The sequence below is a fragment of the Synechococcus sp. 8F6 genome, assembly GCF_002252665.1.
GTDB lineage: Bacteria > Cyanobacteriota > Cyanobacteriia > PCC-6307 > Cyanobiaceae > Cyanobium_A.
In genome coordinates this window covers 201477-216662 of record NZ_NQKZ01000001.1, presented here as the reverse complement: position 1 = coordinate 216662, position 15186 = coordinate 201477, and the positions used below count along the sequence as shown (strand labels likewise).

Here is a 15186-nt window from a genome sequence, read left to right as displayed (position 1 = left end):
CTGGGCCTGTCCTCCGAGGGCATATGCGGGAAGCCAGATGAAGAATCACAACCATACCTCTCTAAGCGCCCTGCGGTCATCCCCCAGATCGCCGATGCCGGAGCCGATCTGACCACTTTTAAGGATTTCTGCAGAAACAGACAGATTGCGGCAGTGCTGATATCAGCCCCAGCGGGCGCTGGCGTAGCGGTTCCATTCGTCGGCTGCCGCGGCCAAAGCAGCATCGCTGCCCACCTGGCCGAGCATGGCGCGCTGCAGCTGGGTGTACACGATCGCCTGGAGCCGCTTCACCCCCGGGCTGGCCGGCACCAGCACCCGCGCCCGCCGCAGGGTCTGGGCGGAAAGCAGCCGGGCCCGCTGCACCAGCGCCTCTTGCTGCGTCTGCGCGCCACCGGGCACCCCCAGGGACACCTCCAACTGCTGCAGGGCCTCGCGGTTGGAGGGCAGCACCCGCGCCTGCTCAGCGAAGGCCAACTGGTTGGGGCCGTTGGTGAGAAACAGCGCGAACTGGGCCGCCTCGGCCACCAGGCGGCTCTGCTTCGGCACCACCAGGTTCATCACGGCCACATTGGCCTCGCCACCGGCGCCGGTGAGGGGCGCAAAGGGTGCCGTCACGGCGGCAATGCCGGGGGCATTGGTCTGCAGGTTGCGCAGGAAATCGGGGCCGGTGGCCACCTGGGCCAGGTCGCCCGACTGGTAGAGCTCGATCGCCCGCCGGTAGCCCTGGCTCACCACCTCCCGCGGCAGCAGCCCGCGGCGGTAGAGGTCGCTCCAGAAGGCGAAGGCGCGGCGGCCGGCCGGGCTGTTGAACGCGGCGCGGTGGTCGGGATCGAGCAGCTGCACCCCCATCTGCACGAGGGTTTCCAGCAGCTCGGCCGAGTCGTCGGGCACCACGGTGACAAACAGGCCGTAGCGGCCGGTGCGGCGGCGCACCGCTTCGGCAAAGGCGGGCACCTCCTCCCAGGAGCGCGGCGGCGCCCGGTAGCCAGCCCGCTCCAGCAGCCGGCGGTTGGCCATGGTGATCCGGGCCGTCAGATACCAGGGAATGGCGAACTGCTGCGCCGAACCCTGCTGCCCCGACTCTTGACGCCCCGCGTCCCAGATCGCCGGCAGGTAGGCGTCAGCCGCCCCGGCGGGCAGCACCGTGGTGAGATCCCGCAGCCCGCCCTTGCTGGCCAGGTTGGCGGCAAAAGGGGGGTTGAGGTTGACCAGATCGGGGGCGGTGCGAGCGAACACCGCCGCCAGCAACTTGCGCTCCACCGAGCTCCAGGGCACGTCGGTCCAGCGCACCCGGAGGCCGGGGTTCTGGCGTTCCCAGCTGGCGATCAGCCCCTGCAGATAGCCGTTGAATTTGGGAGCCAGATCAAGGGTCCAAAAATTCAGCACCCGCGCGCCGGAAGCTCCGCCGCGCCAGCCCTCTCCCCCACCGGATCGGCCGCAACTGCCCAGCCCTACTGCCAGCAACGCCGCGGCCGAACCCCCGCCGAGGAGTTCGAGAAAGCGACGCCGGCCCTGCTCGCGTGCCATCGGCTCAGCTTCGCCCGCCCTGGGCCTGCTGACGCCACAGCAGCAGCTGCAGGGAACACAGCAGCGGCGCCAGCAGTGCCGTGAGCAAGGTCTGGGCGAGCCAGGTGTGCAGGGCTGGCGAAGGCGGCCCCTCCCCTGGCACCCACGACCCCAGCAACAGGCGTTGCAGGATCAGGCTGCCCCCCAGCAGGGCCGTGCCCAACAGGGCCAGCAGCCCCAGGTTGAAACTGCGCTCGATCGGCGGGCCCTGGCGGCCCAGCCGGCCCCACCACCAGCCGAGCAAGCCCAGGGCCGGAATCTGGGTGATCGGGCCGAGCTGGAGCCCGTCCAGCACCAAACCGAGCCCCACGCCGGCCAGGGCCCCGGAGAGCGGACCATCCACCAGCGCCCAGGGCAGCAACCACAGCACCGGCCAGGCCGGCGGCACCCCCGCCAGCGTCAACGGCGCCGGGGCGGCCAGCACCAGCCACGGCACCAGCAGGGCCGTGGCCACACACCAGCCGTGACGGGCCAGACGACTCACGGCAGCCGCACCTGCACCCAATCGACCGCATCCACCGGGGCACTGAGCTGCACCACGGCCTCAGTGGCTGGCACGGCGCGGTCGTCAACCGACTGGATCACCCCCACGGTGAGGTGGGGCGGCACCAGGGTGCTGGCCGGCGACGTTGCCACCACATCGCCGGCTCGCACGCCAGGATCCTTCTCCAGAAAGCGCAGCACGGGCCGGCTGGTGCCGATCCCAGTGAGTAGGCCATGGCGCTGGGTGCGGCCCACCCACACGCCCACGCGGCTGCCGGGATCGGTGAGCAGGGCAACGGTGGCGGTGGTGGGGGTGACGCTGGCGATCCGGCCGATCAGCCCCCCGGGCGCCGTCACCGGCAAGCCGGGCCGGAGGCCTTGCAGCTCGCCGCGGCCGATCACCAGTTGCTGCCACCAGCCCCCGGCCTGCCGCGAGATCACCGGCGCCGACACCTCCCGGCCGCCCCGGCCCTGCAACTCCAACAGCTCCCGCAGCCGGCGGTTGTCAGCGTCCAGCTGGCGCAGCCGGGTTTGGTCGCTGAGGCTCTGGGCGCTGCGGATCCACTCACCCTGGGCGCTGCCGGGCCAGAAGGGCCGGCTGAGCAGGGCGTAGACATCGCTGACACCCGCCCCCTTGCTGAGCCGCACCGCCACCAGGGCCAGCAGCAGCAGGGCCCAGGGCCAGGCCTGAAGGATCACCCGCAGGGCGGGGAGGCGAAGCCTGCGGCCGGCCTGCATCGGGCTCAGGCGATCTGACGTGCGAAGTCAGGGGTGTCGAGCACGCGCTGCAGACGCTTGTAGTCCTCCAGCACCATGCCGCAACCGTTCACCACACAGAGCAGGGGATCCTCGGCCACGTGGGTGAGGATGCCGGTTTCGTGGCTGATCAGGTCGGTGATGCCGCGCACCTGGGCACCGCCGCCGGCCAGCATGATGCCGCGGTCAACGATGTCGGCCGCCAGCTCGGGCGGGGTGCGCTCGAGGGTGCGCTTCACCGCCTCGACGATCACGTTGAGGGGTTCGGCCATGGCCTCGCGGATGTCGCCGGCGCGCACGTTGATGGTGCGGGGCAGGCCGGAAAGCAGGTGCAGACCGCGCACGTCCATCGAGGTGTTGTCGTGGGTGTCGTCGGGGAAGGCGGAGCCGATGCGGATCTTGATGTCCTCAGCGGTGCGCTCGCCCACCACCAGGTTGTGCACCTTCTTCAGATACACGCCGATGGCGTCGCTGAGCTCATCGCCAGCCACCCGCACCGACTCACTGATCACGGTGCCCCCCAGGCTCAACACCGCCACTTCCGTGGTGCCGCCGCCGATGTCGACGATCATGGTGCCCACCGGCTCGGTGACGGGCAGGCCAGCGCCGATGGCCGCCGCCACGGGCTCATCAATCAGGTGCACTTCGCGGGCCCCGGCCAGACCGGCTTCGCGCACGGCGCGGCGCTCGACGCCGGTGACGCCGCTGGGAATGCCGATCACCAGCCGCGGGGCGACGATGCCGCGGCCCTCATTGGCCTTCTGGATGAAGGTCTTGATCATCTGCTCTGCCGCGTCGAAATCGGCGATTACCCCATCGCGCAGCGGCCGCACGGCGCGGATGTTGCCGGGGGTGCGGCCCAGCATCATCTTGGCCTCATCGCCCACGGCAAGGGGCACACCCCTCTCGAGATCCATCGCCACCACGGAGGGCTCCTGCAGCACGATGCCCTTGCCCGACACGAAAATCAGCGTGTTGGCGGTGCCCAGATCGATCCCGATATCCCGCGAAAACTGGAAACGACGAAAAAACACGGACGCCCGGCCTGCAAGAGCCGAATCATACGAGGGTGTTACAGACGGCTTGAACGGTGGAACTGATGAAAGGTGGCAGCCCAACCGGGTGCCGCATCATTGATCCATCAGCAACAGGAGACATCACCATGGGCGTGAATTCCATCACCCTCGTCGGCCGGGCCGGCCGCGACCCAGAAGTCCGTTATTTCGAATCGGGGAGTGTGGTGGCCAACCTCACCCTCGCCGTCAATCGCCGCAGTCGCGACGACGAACCCGACTGGTTCAACCTGGAAATCTGGGGCAAACAAGCCCAGGTGGCGGCTGACTACGTCCGCAAGGGAGCCCTGGTGGGCATCATCGGCAGCTTCAAGCTCGACCGCTGGACCGACCGGGCCAGCGGCGAGGAGCGCACCAAACCCGTGATCCGGGTCGACCGGCTCGAGCTCCTCGGCTCCAAGCGCGACGCCGAAGCCGGCATGGGTGGCGGCGCCCCCAGCGAAGAGGAAGTGCCCTTCTGATCAGGCGCCTCGGGGGCACCTGAGGCCCCCAAGCCAACCAAAAGCCCCCGCCGGAACTCCAGCGAGGGCTACGAATCAGTCTTCAGGTGCAGGGTGCCCTTCAGTCATGGCCCCTGATCCGCCTGAGCTGGTGTGATCAAAGCCCGCCGTTCGCACGCATGTGCGGGCGGGCGTATCACACCAGCTCAGGGGGACTGCCTCAGTACCGGTAGTGCTCGAGCTTGTAAGGGCCCTCCACCGGCACGTTGATGTAATCGGCCTGCTCAGCGCTGAGCTCGGTGAGCTTGGCGCCGATCTTGTCGAGGTGGAGGCGCGCCACCATTTCATCGAGGTGCTTGGGCAGCACATACACCTGCTTTTCGTACTGCGCGCCTTTGGTGAACAGCTCGATCTGGGCCAGCACCTGGTTGGTGAAGGAATTGCTCATCACGAAGCTGGGGTGACCGGTGGCGCAGCCCAGGTTCACCAAGCGGCCCTCGGCCAGCAGGATGATCTTGTTGCCGGAGTGCAGCACGATGTGATCCACCTGGGGTTTGATGTTGTCCCAGGTGTACTGCTTGAGCGAGGCGACATCGATCTCGTTATCGAAGTGGCCGATGTTGCACACGATTGCCTGATCCTTCATCTGGATCAGGTGCTCGTGGCGGATCACCTTGAAGTTGCCGGTGGCGGTCACGAAGATGTCCACATCGCCCACCACGTCGTCGAGACGCACCACGCGGTAGCCCTCCATGGCGGCCTGCAGGGCGCAGATCGGGTCGATCTCGGCGATCATCACGGTGGCGCCGAGGCCGCGCAGCGACTGGGCCGAACCCTTGCCCACATCGCCATAGCCGAGCACCAGGGCCACCTTGCCGGCCACCATCACATCGGTGGCACGCTTGATGCTGTCCACCAGCGATTCGCGGCAGCCGTAGAGGTTGTCGAACTTGCTCTTGGTGACCGAGTCGTTGACGTTGATGGCGGGGAAGGGCAGCTCGCCAGCCTTCTGCATCTGGTAGAGGCGGGCCACGCCGGTGGTGGTCTCCTCGGTGACGCCCTGGATGTTGGCGTAGATGCGGGAGTAGAAGCCAGGCTGGGCCGCCAGCTTCTGGCGGATGCTGTTGAAGAGGGCCGTTTCCTCTTCGTTGGAGGGATGGTCGAGAACGGAGAGATCCCGTTCGGCCTTGGTGCCCAGCACCACCAGGCCGGTGGCATCGCCGCCGTCGTCGAGGATCATGTTGGGCGTGCCGCCATCGCCCCACTCGAGGATGCGGTGGGTGAAGGCCCAGTACTCATCCAGGGTTTCGCCCTTGTAGGCGAACACAGGAACGTTGGCAGCGGCAATCGCGGCGGCGGCGTGGTCCTGGGTGGAGAAGATGTTGCAGCTGGCCCAGCGCACCTCGGCGCCGAGGGCCACCAGGGTTTCGATCAGAACGGCGGTCTGAATCGTCATGTGCAAGGAGCCCGCGATGCGAGCGCCCTTGAGGGGCTGCTCGGCGCCGAACTTGGCCCGCAGGGCCATCAGGCCGGGCATCTCGGTTTCGGCGATCGCAATCTCCTTGCGGCCGAACTCGGCCAGGCCGAGATCGGCAATCACATAGGTGTTGGTGCTCTGCAGTGCAGGAGCGGCGGGGGTAGCCACCATGGGTTGTGTTCTCGCTTGGGGTACAGCTCGCTCCCGGCTGGGAGGGCGTGGTTTGGAAAGTTCTGCGGAGACGCCGAGGCTTCGGGCTCGCTGTAAGGGCAATCTACAAGCAGGTCTTGAGCCCGCGTGAACGCCCCCCATGACCCACCTCCTCGCCGATGCCACCGCCACCCACGCCTTTGGACGGCAGCTAGCGGCCCGCCTCAGCCCCGGCAGCACCCTGCTGCTGCAAGGCGATCTGGGCGCCGGCAAAACCTGCCTGGTGCAGGGGCTCGCCGCCGGCCTGGGCATCACCGAACCGATCACCAGCCCCACCTTCGCCCTGGCCCAGCACTATCCACTGCCCCGAGGAGGTGATGGTGGTGGTGGTGGTGGCCTGGTGCACCTCGACCTCTACCGGCTGGAGCTGCCCGCCGCGGCCGATGAACTGTTTGCCCAGGAAGAGGAGGAAGCCCGGGCTCTGGGCGCCCTGCTGGCGGTGGAATGGCCCGAGCGGCTCAGCGTGCTGCCGGCGGGCTGCTGGCGGATCCAGCTGCGCCTGGCCGACCCCCACAACCCCGATGCCGGGCGCCAGCTTGGCCTGGTCGCTCCGGGCGGGGAGCCTGTCTTCGCGCCTGCTTAGCTAAGTCTTGGCTTAGTTTGCCGCCAGAAAAGCGCACACAGCGTCGGCGCTGGGCTGGGGATCAATGGCGCCGGCCCCCTGGCACACCAGGGCCCCGCAGGCACTGGCAAAGCGCAGCAGCGGCTCCGGCTGGTTGTGCAACAGCCCGTGCAACAGGCCCGCCGTGAAGGCATCACCAGCACCAGTGGTGTCGACCACCGGCACCCGAAAGGCGGGCAACTCGCCGCTGCGGCCCGCGAAGCACCACCGCAGCGGCGCCCCACCGTCGGTGACCACCACATCCGGGTGCTGCGGCAGGGCGGCGCACACCACGGCCGGGTCGTCGCTGCCAAACAGCCAACGGGCTTCCTCGGCCGCGCACTTGAGCAGGGCGGACTGGTTCAGCAAGGGGGTGATGGCGGCGATCTGGGCGGGGGTGGGGCCGCTGGCGGGGTCGGCGGCCGGATCCCAGAAGGTGGGGCGCCAATTCACATCGAGGGCGAGGGCCACGCCGGCCGCCGCGGCCTGACGGCAGGCGAGCTGAAGGGCTGACGCCGCGGCGGGTGAGGCGAGGGGGATCGTGCCCACCAGCAACCAGCGCGCCGTCGCCAGCAGGGGCCCGAGTGCGGCAGACAACTCGCTGACATCGAGCGCCTGATCCGCAAAGCCCGCCGCGCCTTCGCCACCGCCTTCGCCAGCCCCACCCACAGCGCCGGCAAAACCGCCAAACTGCCGATCACCACTGGCATCGCGTCGCACCAGCACGACGCGGCTGGGGCGCTGGGCATCCCATTGCAGGGCCGAGGTGTTCACGCCGCGCGCGGCAAACAGCTCGCGAAACGCCTCGCCGATGGCATCGCGCCCCAGCCGCCCCAGAAAGGCGCTGGGGGTGCCGAGTCGGGCCAGGGCGCAGGCCACATTGGCGGGGGCGCCGCCGAGGCGGTCGCCATCGGGGGGCGCCAGCCGGTCCACCAGGGCCTCACCCAGACAGAGCACCAGCGGCGCGGCGGGGGACTGGGGCAAAGGCATGGGCCGGGACTCCGATCGAGACAACGAGGGTGACAACAAGCGGGACAAACAGGCTTAAAAAAGAGACCACAAGTGTGGTTCTTTTTTGGATGCGCTCCCGATTAGAGGCGCTCCAGTAGCGCCGCAATGATGCGGGCGTTGGCGGCGGGAAAGGGAAAGTCGCCCAGCTGCTCGGGCCGCACCCAGCGCACCTGCTGGGACGCCAGCGGCTGGGGCTCGCCGCTCAGCCAGGTGCACAGGTGCACCACGAAGCGCAGCTTCTTGTGGCTGTAGGCGTGCTCGACCGTGATCAGCTCCTCGCCCACTGCCACCTCGATCGCCAACTCCTCGCGCAGCTCGCGGGCGATGGTGGCCGCGATCGCCTCGCCGGGCTCCTGCTTGCCGCCCGGAAACTCCCACAGCCCGCCCAGCAGGCCCTCGTTGAGCCGCTGGTCGATCAGCACCTCACCAGCCGCATTGCGCACCACCCCCACGCCGATCACCTGAAACGGCAGCTCGCGGGGCGCTTCTTTCACCGGGTAGGCGGCAGAGTCGCCGGCAGCGTAGGCAGCGCAATGCGCCTGCCATGAACACACGCCGCAGCTGGGGTTGCGGGGCGTGCAAACGGTGGCGCCCAGGTCCATCAGAGCCTGGTTGAACGCTCGGGGCCGCTGCGGGTCGAGCAGCAGCTCACTCAGTTGCCACAGCCCGTTGAGCTCCCGCGCCGGTGGCCGGGGGCTCGCGATCAAGCGCGCCAGCACCCGCTTGACGTTGCCGTCGAGGATCGCAAAGGGCAGATCAAACGCCGAGGAGAGGATGCTGCCGGCGGTGCTGCGGCCGATGCCCGGCAGGGCCAGCCAGCCCTCGAGCGTGCGGGGCCAGGGGTGGCCCTGCAACAAGCGCGCCCCCTGCTGCAGCCGCCGGGCCCGCACGTAGTAGCCCAGGCTCTGCCAGAGCAGCAGCACGTCGTGCTCCTCAGCGGCCGCCAGGGCCTCCAGGCTGGGGAAGCGCTCCATCCAGCGCCGCCAGTAGGGCAGCGCCACCTGCAGCTGGGTTTGCTGCGGCATCACCTCCGCCACCCACACGCCGTAGGGATCCAGCGCCTCGCCCGGCACCGGCGGATGGCCATCGGCGCGCAGCTTCCAGGGGATGGTGTGGCGGCCGTGCGCCTCCCACCAGCTCAGCAACCGTTTGCGCAGTGCGGCAACCTCAGGCACTGCGACCGACAAGCCCTTCAACGTGCTCCACCAAGGCCTCAGCCCGCTGAAGCCAGTGGGAGCGATCGAGATCCATGGGCTCGAGGTCCGCGTCATAGCGAAACTGCACCGCGAAATCCGTGAACTGAGCGAGATCCCGATGGGTCTCCACCTCCGCGTCAGCTCGCAGCAGCCGTTTGAACAGAACCACCAAATCGTGAGTGAACGGAGGGGCATCACCCAGCTGATAGAGCCAGGCCTTGAGCGCCTTTTCCACCACTTGTTGAACTTGAAATCCCCAGCTGGCCTCGCTGATGGAGGCATCCTGCAGCGCCTGAGCGGCCTTCAGGTCGCGCCGCGCAAGCGTGAGCATCGATCGCGCATCGGCCTCAGCCATCCAGGCACAAGCCCTCTTCATAGGCTTGGCGCACCACGCTGCTGGTGAGAGGGAGGCGTTGCCTCGCCTGACTCTGGGAAAACAGCAACAGATCCACTGGCCAATCAGCACTGCTGAGTCGCCAACGCAGGCGATTCAGCACGGCCCAGCGATCGTGTTCAGCCAGCCAGGCATCCGGCACAGTGATCAACAGATCAATATCGGAGTCGGGCCTCGCCTCGCCACGGGCCCGGGAGCCAAACAGACGCACCTCCGCTCCAGGAATCTCGGCACGAATCTCAGCGGCCATGTCGCGCAACTGCTCCTCCCCGATGGCGGCGGGATCGCGAGCGGTCGCGGCCGTGGTGGCTGGAGTCATCGGGGCACCTCTGCCCTCAGCATCGCCCGGATGGCCGTGAACGCACAAGCCTGGTGAAGCCTGACGGATCAAGCGCCGCGCCTAGATCAACCGGCGACGTAAGCCTCCACGGCATCGCTGATCCGGCGCAGGCCGGCAAGGCCGTCGCGCTCGAGGTTGCGCACCCGGTCGCGGCTGATGCCCAGGATGCGGCCGATGCCGGTGAGGCTCATCGGCTCGCCCCCCTCGGGGTTGTCGGCGCAGGGGATGCCGTAGCGCATCTTCAGCACCCGACCCTGCAGCTCCGGCAGCTGCTCCAGCAGCGCCCGCAGGTCGCCCTTCAGGCACTCCCCATCCACCCGGTCCTCCGGCAGTTCCGCGTCACCCGCCAGCAGGTCCAGCAGTTCGGTGTCGTCGCCGTCACCCACCTTCGTCTCCAGGCTCACCGGTTGGCGGGCCCGGCACAGCAGGTCCTTCACCTCCTCTTCGGGGAGCTCCACCGCTTCCGCCAGTTCCGTCACCGTGGGGGTGCGGCCCAGCAGCTGGCTCAGTTCCCGCTGACCTTTTTTGAGCTTGTTGAGGGTTTCGGTGATGTGGATCGGCAGCCGGATCGTGCGGCTCTTTTCCGCAATCGCCCGCGTGATCCCCTGGCGGATCCACCAATACGCATAGGTCGAAAACTTGTAGCCCCGCGTTGGGTCGAACTTCTCCACGCCCCGCACCAGCCCGATCGTGCCCTCCTGGATCAGGTCCAGCAGCTCCATGTTCCGCCGCGTGTACTTCTTGGCCACGCTCACCACCAGCCGCAGGTTGGCCGCCACCATCCGCTCCTTGGCCCGGCGACCCGCCTGCAACCGCTTTTTCAGCAGCGGTGCACTGAGGCCCGCCGCCTGGGCCAGTTCCGCCTGGCTCGGCTTGTTGCCCAACCGGCTCTCCAACTCCAACTCCAGCTCCTCCAGCGCCACCAGCTCCTGCACCTGGCGCCCCAGCGTGATCTCCTGCTCGTGACTCAGCAGCGGCACCCGGCCAATGTCCCGCAGGTAGCTGCGCACCAGATCGCCATCGGCCTGGGGCATCGAGCGAGCCGGCGAGGCGGGGATGGCGGCGGTGGCGATGGCAGTAGCGACAACCACGACGGCAAGGCTTTGAAGATGTGTAAAGCCTAACCTGAAGAAGTGTGAACTCCTCTCACAAATCCCAAAAACTCAGCCAGTTGGGGCCCGCTGCAGCAGCCAGGAGGCGGTCTGCAGGTAGATGAACACCCCGGCCACGTCCACCACGGTGGTGATGAAAGGCGCCGACATCAGCGCCGGATCCAGTCCCAGCCGGGCGAACAGCAGTGGCAACACCGAACCGGCCGTGGCTGCCAGGGTGCTGATCACCACCAAGCTGAAGCCAGCCGAGATCGCCACGGTGACGTTGCCGCCCACCAGCCAGGCCCAGGGCACCACCGCCGCCGCCAGCAGCAGCCCGAGCAGCAGCCCGGCCAGGGCTTCCCGCGCCACCGCTCGGCCCGCCCCGATCGCCTGCAGCCGCTGGGTGCTGAGGCCGCGGATCACCACCGTGGAGCTCTGGGCGCCCACGTTGCCGCCGGTGCCGATCAGCAGCGGAATGAACGCCGCCAGCACCACCACCTGCTGGAGCACCGCATCCTTTGAGGCGATCACGGCCGCGGTGCCGCTGTTGGCCACCAGCAGCACCAGCAGCCACACCACGCGGCGGCGGGCGACTGTGAACAGGCTGCTCTGGAAGTAGTCGTCTTCATCGCCGGCCTGCACCGCACCGGCGGCGTAGAGGTCGCGGGTGGCCTCCTGCTCGATCACGTCGATCACGTCGTCCACCGTGACGATCCCCACCAGCCGCTGCTCCCTGTCCACCACCGGAATCGCCAGAAAGTCGTAGCGCTGAATCGCCCGCGCCACCTCCTCCTGGTCGGTGTCGGTGCCCACGCTCACCACCTCGCGGGTCATCACATCACCGATGCGCGCCTCCGGATCGGCCACCACCAGATCCCGCAGCGACAGGATGCCCGTGAGGTGGCGGGAGCCGTCGGTGACGTAGAGGGAATAAACGGTTTCGGTGTCGCGGGCGCGGCGGCGCACGATCTCCAGCGCCTGGGCGGCGCTGTGAAACTCCTTGAGGTCGACGAATTCGGTGGTCATCAACCGACCCGCCGTCTCCGCCTCATAGCCAAGAAGTTGGGCTGTCACCCGCCGCTCCGCCGGGCTGAGTTCGGCCAGCAGGCGCCGCACCACCTTGGCGGGCAGCTCGTCAAACAGCCGCACCCGGTCGTCAGGCGACATCTCCTCCACCAGCTCCAGCACCTCGCCGGAGCGCAGCCGCTCCAGCAGGGTTTGTTGCACCGCGGCATCGAGGTACTCGTACACCGCGATGGCTTCGTCCTTGGGCAGCAAGCGGAAGGCCAGGGCCTGCAGGGTGCGCGGCAAACTGCCGATCGCTTCGGCCGCATCCACCTCTTGCACGGGCCCAAGCAGCAGCTTGGCGCCGTCGTAGTTGCCGGCCTCCAGCAGGGTTTCCAGCTGCTGTGCCACCACCTCGGCCACCTGGACGCCGTTGGCTTCGCTCATGGCCCCCGCGACGCCTCAATCTCGAGTTTATGGGCCGCTAGGGTCCAGTCACTTGTTGATTCCCGCACCCATGGCTATCTCTGTCAGCACCGTGACCGTGCGCGATGCCCAAGGCGGCGCACGCAGCCTGGGCGATTGGGCCGGCAACGTGCTGCTGGTTGTAAACGTGGCCAGCCGCTGCGGCTTCACCCGCCAGTACGCCGGCCTGCAGGCGCTCCAGGACACCTACGGCCCCCAGGGCCTGGCGGTGCTCGGCTTCCCCTGCAACGACTTCGGCGCCCAGGAACCCGGCAGCCTGCCGGAGATCCAGCAGTTCTGCTCCACCACCTACGGCGCCAGCTTCACCCTGCTCGACAAGGTGACCATGGCCGAGGAGCCCTACACAACCCTCAGCCAGGCTGAGCCGGCCGGCCCCGTGGCCTGGAACTTCGAGAAGTTCCTGATCGGCAAAGACGGCACGGTGCTGGCGCGCTTCAAGAGCAACGTGGAGCCCGATTCGGCTGAGCTGAAGAGCGCAATCGAAGCGGCCTTACCTTAGCCGCGGCCTGAACCTATTCGCTGCACGGGCGGCGCTGCAGGTTGAGGGGCCTCCTTCAAGCCTCTCCCTAATTCTGTACAGGCTGTACAGAATTAGGGAGAGCTCCCGTGGGGAACGGCTCCGCCAGTCGAGCAGCGCCGAAGTGCAGCGGCGACACGAAAAGAGGGCCTGTCACCCCACCAGCCAGCATTCCGCCCGGGAGGATCAGCCGGCCGCCAGCCAGCCACGGCGATCGCCGGCCTGCACCTGCAACCAACGCTGGCCAGATCCACCCCGCCAGCTGCGCACAACCCGCAGCGGCTGATCGGCTGACAGACCCTGAAGAGCCGGCGCCTGCTGCTCAGGGGCGACGCGCAGTGCCATCGCCCCCGTGGACAGCAGGGGATCGCCCATGGTGCGCCGCCGCACCTCGGGCGAGCGGCGATCAGCCCCGCCTGCCGGCAGCGCCACCGGAGTGATCAAGGCAAAACCGAGCAGGGCCGCCCAGCGCCAGGCTGCAGGTGACTGCCTCATGCGGAAAGCAGCATCAAATGTCCAGCTGGGCCAAATCGAGGCTGGCGCTGTGGGTTTCGATGAATTCCCGGCGCGGGGCCACTTTGTCGCCCATCAGGATCGTGAAGATGCGGTCGGCTTCGAGGGCATCTTCGATCTCCACACGCTTCATCATGCGGGTGGTGGGATCCATGGTGGTTTCCCAGAGCTGCTGAGGCATCATTTCGCCCAAACCCTTGAACCGCTGGATCGTGTAGTTGGCCTTCTCGCCGAAGCCCTCGATGGTCTTCTTGAGGTCGTCTTCGTTGTAGCAATAGGTGTGATTTTTGCCGCGCTCCACCTTGTAGAGCGGCGGGCAGGCGATGTAGATGTAGCCACCTTCCACCAGGGCCCTCTGGTAGCGGAAGAAGAAGGTAAGGATCAGGGTGCGGATGTGGGCGCCGTCGACGTCGGCGTCGGTCATGATCACGATCCGGTGATAGCGCAGGCTCTTCTCGTCGAAGTCTTCACCCTTGATCCCTAAACCAAGCCCCGTGATCAGGGCCTGGATCTCGGTGTTTTTGTAGATCTTGGCGTCGTCGGTTTTCTCGATGTTGAGAATTTTGCCGCGCAACGGCAGGATTGCCTGGAAGCGGCGGTCGCGGCCCTGCTTGGCGGAGCCACCAGCGGAATCGCCCTCCACGATGTAGATCTCCGATTCGGAGGGGTCGCGGGAGCTGCAGTCGGCCAGCTTGCCGGGCAGGGTGGAGCTCTCCAGCACGCTCTTGCGGCGCACCAGCTCCCTGGCCCGGCGGGCGGCTTCGGCGGCATTGAAGGCCTGGATCGCCTTCTCGAGGATCAGATCGATCACCGAGGGGTTGAATTCCAGGTATTCGCTGAGGGCTTCGCCCACCAAGGTGTCGACGATGCCGCGCACCTCGGTGTTGCCCAGCTTGGTTTTGGTTTGCCCCTCAAATTCCGGATCCGGCACCTTCACCGACAGCACGGCGGTGAGGCCCTCGCGGATGTTTTCACCGGCGAGGTTGGTGTCGGCGTCTTTGCGCTTGCCGCGCTTTTTGGCGAAGGTGTTGAGGGTGCGGGTGAGCACCGTTTTCAGACCCTCGATGTGGGTGCCGCCATCCACGGTGCGGATGTTGTTGGCAAAGCCCAGGATGCTGTCGGAGTAGGCATCCACGCACCACTGCAGTGCCGCCTCCACCTGCACACCGTCCTTTTCGCGGTTGACGTAGATGATTTCCGGATGCAGAGGATCTTTCTCCGCATTCATGTAGGCAACGTATTCGCGGATCCCGCCTTCGTAGAAGTAGATCTCTTCATAGCACTCACCGGCGGCATTGCGGGCCGAAGCGCGGTCGTCGCGGAAGACGATCCGCACGCCGCCGTTGAGGTAGGCCAGCTCGCGCAAGCGCGAGGAGAGGGTGTGGTAGTCGAACTCGATGCCAGTCGAGAAGATCTCGATATCCGGCTTGAAGCACACCGAGGTGCCGGTGCGGCCCTGCTCGCCGGGGGCGGATTGCAGGATGCCGATCGGCGCCCCGCGCTCGAAGCGCTGGGTGTGCACCTGATTTTGGCGGTAGACGGTGACTTCCACCCACTCGGAGAGGGCGTTGACCACTGACACGCCGACGCCGTGCAGGCCGCCGGACACCTTGTAGCCACCGGAGCCGAACTTGCCGCCGGCGTGCAGCACGGTGAGCACCGTCTCCAGGGCGCTCTTGCCGGTGCGGGGGTGGATGTCGGTGGGGATGCCGCGGCCGTTGTCGGTAACGGCGCAGGAGCCGTCGTCGTTGAGCACCACCAGGATCTGGTCGCAGTGGCCGGCCAGGGCCTCATCCACCGCGTTGTCGACCACCTCGTACACCAGGTGGTGCAGGCCCCGCGGCCCGGTGGAGCCGATGTACATGCCCGGGCGCTTGCGCACCGGCTCCAGGCCTTCCAGAACCTGGATCTGCTCGGCGCCGTAGGCGGCCTGAATTTTGGTGGAAGCTTGGCTTTCAGCGCTCATGCAGGAAGGTTTCCCCAGGGATTCGGCACAGGACAGCGAGATCCCTGGGCAAGTAAGG

At 67.5% G+C, this 15186-nt stretch carries 16 protein-coding genes; 3 read left to right on the top strand and 13 right to left on the bottom strand.

Annotated elements, in window-relative coordinates; genetic code table 11:
- Window positions 1-162: 162 nt before the first annotated feature.
- From CJZ78_RS01090 to CJZ78_RS01075, 4 genes are read right to left on the bottom strand one after another with little or no spacing between them, the layout of a single operon-like run.
- The gene (locus tag CJZ78_RS01090) at window positions 163-1527 is read right to left on the bottom strand and encodes an ABC transporter substrate-binding protein (protein WP_094559040.1); all 1365 of its coding nucleotides are present in this window, start codon (window positions 1525-1527) and stop codon (window positions 163-165) included.
- Between the two features lie 4 nt (window positions 1528-1531).
- Window positions 1532-2050, bottom strand: coding sequence for a rod shape-determining protein MreD (locus tag CJZ78_RS01085; RefSeq protein WP_094559039.1), 519 nt, complete (start codon window positions 2048-2050; stop codon window positions 1532-1534).
- The gene (mreC, locus tag CJZ78_RS01080; protein WP_094559038.1) at window positions 2047-2787 is read right to left on the bottom strand and encodes a rod shape-determining protein MreC; all 741 of its coding nucleotides are present in this window, start codon (window positions 2785-2787) and stop codon (window positions 2047-2049) included. Before mreC ends, CJZ78_RS01085 begins: the two co-directional genes overlap by 4 nt.
- Before the next feature lie 5 nt (window positions 2788-2792).
- On the bottom strand, window positions 2793-3839 hold the full coding sequence (locus CJZ78_RS01075) for a rod shape-determining protein (RefSeq protein ID WP_094559037.1): 1047 nt from the start codon (window positions 3837-3839) through the stop codon (window positions 2793-2795).
- A gap of 128 nt (window positions 3840-3967) precedes the next feature.
- Here CJZ78_RS01075 and CJZ78_RS01070 point away from each other — a divergent pair, with 128 nt between their 5' ends.
- On the top strand, window positions 3968-4339 hold the full coding sequence (locus CJZ78_RS01070; protein ID WP_094559036.1) for a single-stranded DNA-binding protein: 372 nt from the start codon (window positions 3968-3970) through the stop codon (window positions 4337-4339).
- A gap of 199 nt (window positions 4340-4538) precedes the next feature.
- Here CJZ78_RS01070 and ahcY read toward each other — a convergent pair whose 3' ends face one another.
- On the bottom strand, window positions 4539-5966 hold the full coding sequence (gene ahcY, locus CJZ78_RS01065; RefSeq protein WP_094559035.1) for an adenosylhomocysteinase: 1428 nt from the start codon (window positions 5964-5966) through the stop codon (window positions 4539-4541).
- Between the two features lie 139 nt (window positions 5967-6105).
- Between ahcY and tsaE the strand changes: the two genes are divergently transcribed.
- Window positions 6106-6588 carry a tRNA (adenosine(37)-N6)-threonylcarbamoyltransferase complex ATPase subunit type 1 TsaE gene (gene tsaE, locus CJZ78_RS01060; protein ID WP_094559034.1) on the top strand — a complete coding sequence of 161 codons (483 nt, stop codon included), beginning with the start codon at window positions 6106-6108 and terminating at the stop codon, window positions 6586-6588.
- Between the two features lie 12 nt (window positions 6589-6600).
- Here the strand turns inward: tsaE and CJZ78_RS01055 are convergent, their stop codons facing one another.
- The 6 genes from CJZ78_RS01055 to mgtE form a co-directional block, all read right to left on the bottom strand.
- Window positions 6601-7596 (bottom strand): carbohydrate kinase, encoded by a 996-nt coding sequence (locus tag CJZ78_RS01055; protein WP_094559033.1) that lies wholly within the window; start codon window positions 7594-7596, stop codon window positions 6601-6603.
- 101 nt (window positions 7597-7697) lie between these two features.
- Window positions 7698-8792: an 8-oxo-dGTP diphosphatase MutT gene (gene mutT, locus CJZ78_RS01050; RefSeq protein ID WP_233128391.1), complete on the bottom strand. Its 1095-nt coding sequence runs from the start codon at window positions 8790-8792 to the stop codon at window positions 7698-7700.
- Entirely contained in the window at window positions 8785-9168 is a 384-nt protein-coding gene (locus CJZ78_RS01045; RefSeq protein ID WP_158217013.1) for a HEPN domain-containing protein, read from the bottom strand. The genes mutT and CJZ78_RS01045 overlap by 8 nt, the downstream gene beginning before the upstream one ends.
- Window positions 9161-9526, bottom strand: a complete 366-nt coding sequence (locus tag CJZ78_RS01040) for a nucleotidyltransferase domain-containing protein (RefSeq protein WP_143592819.1) — start codon at window positions 9524-9526, stop codon at window positions 9161-9163. Before CJZ78_RS01040 ends, CJZ78_RS01045 begins: the two co-directional genes overlap by 8 nt.
- Before the next feature lie 86 nt (window positions 9527-9612).
- On the bottom strand, window positions 9613-10581 hold the full coding sequence (locus tag CJZ78_RS01035; RefSeq protein ID WP_094559030.1) for an RpoD/SigA family RNA polymerase sigma factor: 969 nt from the start codon (window positions 10579-10581) through the stop codon (window positions 9613-9615).
- A 129-nt stretch (window positions 10582-10710) separates the two neighbouring features.
- Window positions 10711-12093, bottom strand: a complete 1383-nt coding sequence (mgtE, locus tag CJZ78_RS01030; protein WP_094559029.1) for a magnesium transporter — start codon at window positions 12091-12093, stop codon at window positions 10711-10713.
- A 70-nt stretch (window positions 12094-12163) separates the two neighbouring features.
- Here mgtE and CJZ78_RS01025 point away from each other — a divergent pair, with 70 nt between their 5' ends.
- Window positions 12164-12631, top strand: coding sequence for a glutathione peroxidase (locus CJZ78_RS01025; protein WP_094559028.1), 468 nt, complete (start codon window positions 12164-12166; stop codon window positions 12629-12631).
- A gap of 204 nt (window positions 12632-12835) precedes the next feature.
- On the opposite strand, the gene CJZ78_RS01020 is transcribed toward CJZ78_RS01025, so the two are convergent.
- Window positions 12836-13144, bottom strand: coding sequence for an SH3 domain-containing protein (locus CJZ78_RS01020; RefSeq protein WP_094559027.1), 309 nt, complete (start codon window positions 13142-13144; stop codon window positions 12836-12838).
- Between the two features lie 13 nt (window positions 13145-13157).
- Window positions 13158-15128 carry a DNA topoisomerase (ATP-hydrolyzing) subunit B gene (gene gyrB, locus CJZ78_RS01015; protein WP_094559026.1) on the bottom strand — a complete coding sequence of 657 codons (1971 nt, stop codon included), beginning with the start codon at window positions 15126-15128 and terminating at the stop codon, window positions 13158-13160.
- Window positions 15129-15186: the final 58 nt, after the last annotated feature.

Bases quoted from the DNA above. Each gene is read 5' to 3' on its own strand.
- mreC (WP_094559038.1), bottom strand. From the start codon at position 2,787: ATGCAGGCCGGCCGCAGGCTTCGCCTCCCCGCCCTGCGGGTGATCCTT.
- CJZ78_RS01045 (WP_158217013.1), bottom strand. From the start codon at position 9,168: ATGGCTGAGGCCGATGCGCGATCGATGCTCACGCTTGCGCGGCGCGAC.
- CJZ78_RS01035 (WP_094559030.1), bottom strand. From the start codon at position 10,581: ATGCCCCAGGCCGATGGCGATCTGGTGCGCAGCTACCTGCGGGACATT.
- CJZ78_RS01025 (WP_094559028.1), top strand. From the start codon at position 12,164: ATGGCTATCTCTGTCAGCACCGTGACCGTGCGCGATGCCCAAGGCGGC.
- gyrB (WP_094559026.1), bottom strand. From the start codon at position 15,128: ATGAGCGCTGAAAGCCAAGCTTCCACCAAAATTCAGGCCGCCTACGGC.
- tsaE (WP_094559034.1), top strand. From the start codon at position 6,106: ATGACCCACCTCCTCGCCGATGCCACCGCCACCCACGCCTTTGGACGG.
- CJZ78_RS01090 (WP_094559040.1), bottom strand. From the start codon at position 1,527: ATGGCACGCGAGCAGGGCCGGCGTCGCTTTCTCGAACTCCTCGGCGGG.
- ahcY (WP_094559035.1), bottom strand. From the start codon at position 5,966: ATGGTGGCTACCCCCGCCGCTCCTGCACTGCAGAGCACCAACACCTAT.
- CJZ78_RS01020 (WP_094559027.1), bottom strand. From the start codon at position 13,144: ATGAGGCAGTCACCTGCAGCCTGGCGCTGGGCGGCCCTGCTCGGTTTT.
- CJZ78_RS01070 (WP_094559036.1), top strand. From the start codon at position 3,968: ATGGGCGTGAATTCCATCACCCTCGTCGGCCGGGCCGGCCGCGACCCA.
- CJZ78_RS01055 (WP_094559033.1), bottom strand. From the start codon at position 7,596: ATGCCTTTGCCCCAGTCCCCCGCCGCGCCGCTGGTGCTCTGTCTGGGT.
- CJZ78_RS01040 (WP_143592819.1), bottom strand. From the start codon at position 9,526: ATGACTCCAGCCACCACGGCCGCGACCGCTCGCGATCCCGCCGCCATC.
- mgtE (WP_094559029.1), bottom strand. From the start codon at position 12,093: ATGAGCGAAGCCAACGGCGTCCAGGTGGCCGAGGTGGTGGCACAGCAG.